1 protein-coding gene and 1 pseudogene are annotated in these 1878 nt (G+C 66.4%); both read left to right on the top strand.

Annotation, left to right across the window (positions count from 1 at the left end):
• On the top strand, positions 1-231 hold a 231-nt coding region (locus MJ783_RS16505; protein ID WP_239311340.1), incomplete at its 5' end, for a hypothetical protein.
• 682 nt (positions 232-913) lie between these two features.
• Positions 914-1477, top strand: a pseudogene (locus MJ783_RS16500) (recombinase family protein); the annotation flags it as partial.
• Positions 1478-1878: the final 401 nt, after the last annotated feature.

The following is a 1878-nucleotide window of genomic DNA, read 5'->3' as shown; positions in this document are numbered from 1 at the left end:
TACAGCGCCGACGTCAGGGTCTACGACAGCGGGAAAATCATGGGAGTGATCGTCGCCCAGCCGATCGATCCGAAATACGGGCTCGGCCAGGCACGTCCCGTCGACGACCCAATCGGACTGGAGATCGACATCAAGCCGCCCGATCGGGTTCCTCTGTTCGGCCCGGCCACCGCGCCGAACGGTCCATCGTTGGCATCGCCGTGCCCGGCCTGGCGCCCGTCACTCCCATGATGTATCCCACGGCCAGCCAGCTCGCAGACAAGATCTCCATGCTGAGCGGACCGGCACCCCGCTCGTCCGCTAGGTCGCAGCCGGCCCTCGCCACCGCTACAAGGACCTCTTCGACATCCACTACATGATCCGTACCTGTTCCGTGGAGGCCCGCCACATGTGGGAGGCGCTTGAGGTCAACAACCAGGTCCACTTCGGCCGCGAGGTCCTGCCCCATCCCTACCACGTCTATGGAGCCGGCCGCAGGCCCGGTGAACTCGACGTTCCCTGGCGGTCGGCGGTGAACACGTTCAAGGCCGACCAATCACAGCTCGCGCGCTACCCCGATTTCGACGCGATGGAACGCGCCGCGGCAGGCTTCGTGGCAGAGCTGACCACAGCGCCTCCGACCAGCACCTGGGCACCAGGACGCGGCTGGTCCCCTCCCCGCTCGGATCTCCGGGCGGTGTCATTCCCCCGGAAACCAGCTCCCAGACCCGGTCCACGGACCCCGCCTGCGCAGGCTCGCACGCTCCCGCCTCATCCGGGCCAGGCGCCCCGGCCACCGACGCGATAGAGGCCTTGCTTCGCAGCGTTTCCGCACCCCGGAAGAGTATCCGATCTTCAAAAAACCTACGTTTCCCGAAGATCAACCCGAGGTGATCCGCAACAGCGCTGGAGTCGTCAAAAACTCCTTCAAAAACGGGCACGCTCAACAACCCCGACGGGACCGTTTGCTGAGATGATCGCGGCCGTGACCACAGCCTTCGAGCCCGCTGAACTGCTCGCCGCCTGCCTGGCCTTCGCTCAGCCCGGGGACACCCTCGTCGTCCCCGCCCTCGACCGGCTCTCCCGCTCCCTCCAGGACCTGATCACCAGGGTGGGGGATCTACGCCGGCGTGGAGTGGGGTTCACCTCCCTGCACGAGAACCTCGACACCACCACCCCCGGCGGCCGGCTCGTCTTCCACGTCTTCGCCGCGCTGGCCGAGTTCATCCGCGAACTCATCGTCACCGGCACTCGCGAGGGCCTGGCCGCCGCCCGCGAACGCGGCCGCGTCGGCGGACGCCCCACCGTCGCCACCCCAGAGATCATCCGTGCCGCCCGCGACATGCTCCCCAACCCCGACGCCAGCGTCACCTCCATCGCGAAGCTGCTCGGTGTCAGCCCCGGAACCCTCTACAACCACATCCCTGACCTCCGCGAACTCCGCGCCACCAGCCGCACCCGCCACCAGCTCACCGCCACCCCACCGAAGGCCAGCTAGATCATCGCCGTTTGCGGCTGGTGACACGTTTCTTACCGGCACCCCGTGACCCAGCGTGTCTGGACACCTGCGTCGAGCGCCTTTTCGATCATCTTGTGGGCGAGTTGGGGTTTTGTCGCGCACTCGAGAGCATCGGGCGCGTCGGCAGCCTCGAGTCGTACGGGGTCGTCCGTCCACCCGGCGACAGTGGCAATCAGGTCGGGCTGCGAAGGCTTCGACGTCGGCGCTGCATCCGTCCGGGTCTACGCTGGGGCAGGAAACCATCGGTTGATCATTACGAGTTCTCGCAAACCGTCATGATCGCCGATGGCTTCTTCGTGTCCTGACCTGCGTCGGAAAGCGCTGGGTCGGGCGCCCATCGTCAGCCCAGGGACCACAACTGATCACAAAAGTCAGGTTGG

Origin of the sequence: Protofrankia sp. Cj3 (assembly GCF_917627355.1) — a bacterium.
In the GTDB taxonomy this organism is placed as follows: domain Bacteria; phylum Actinomycetota; class Actinomycetes; order Frankiales; family Frankiaceae; genus Protofrankia.
This window is presented reverse-complemented; position numbering and strand designations above follow the sequence as displayed.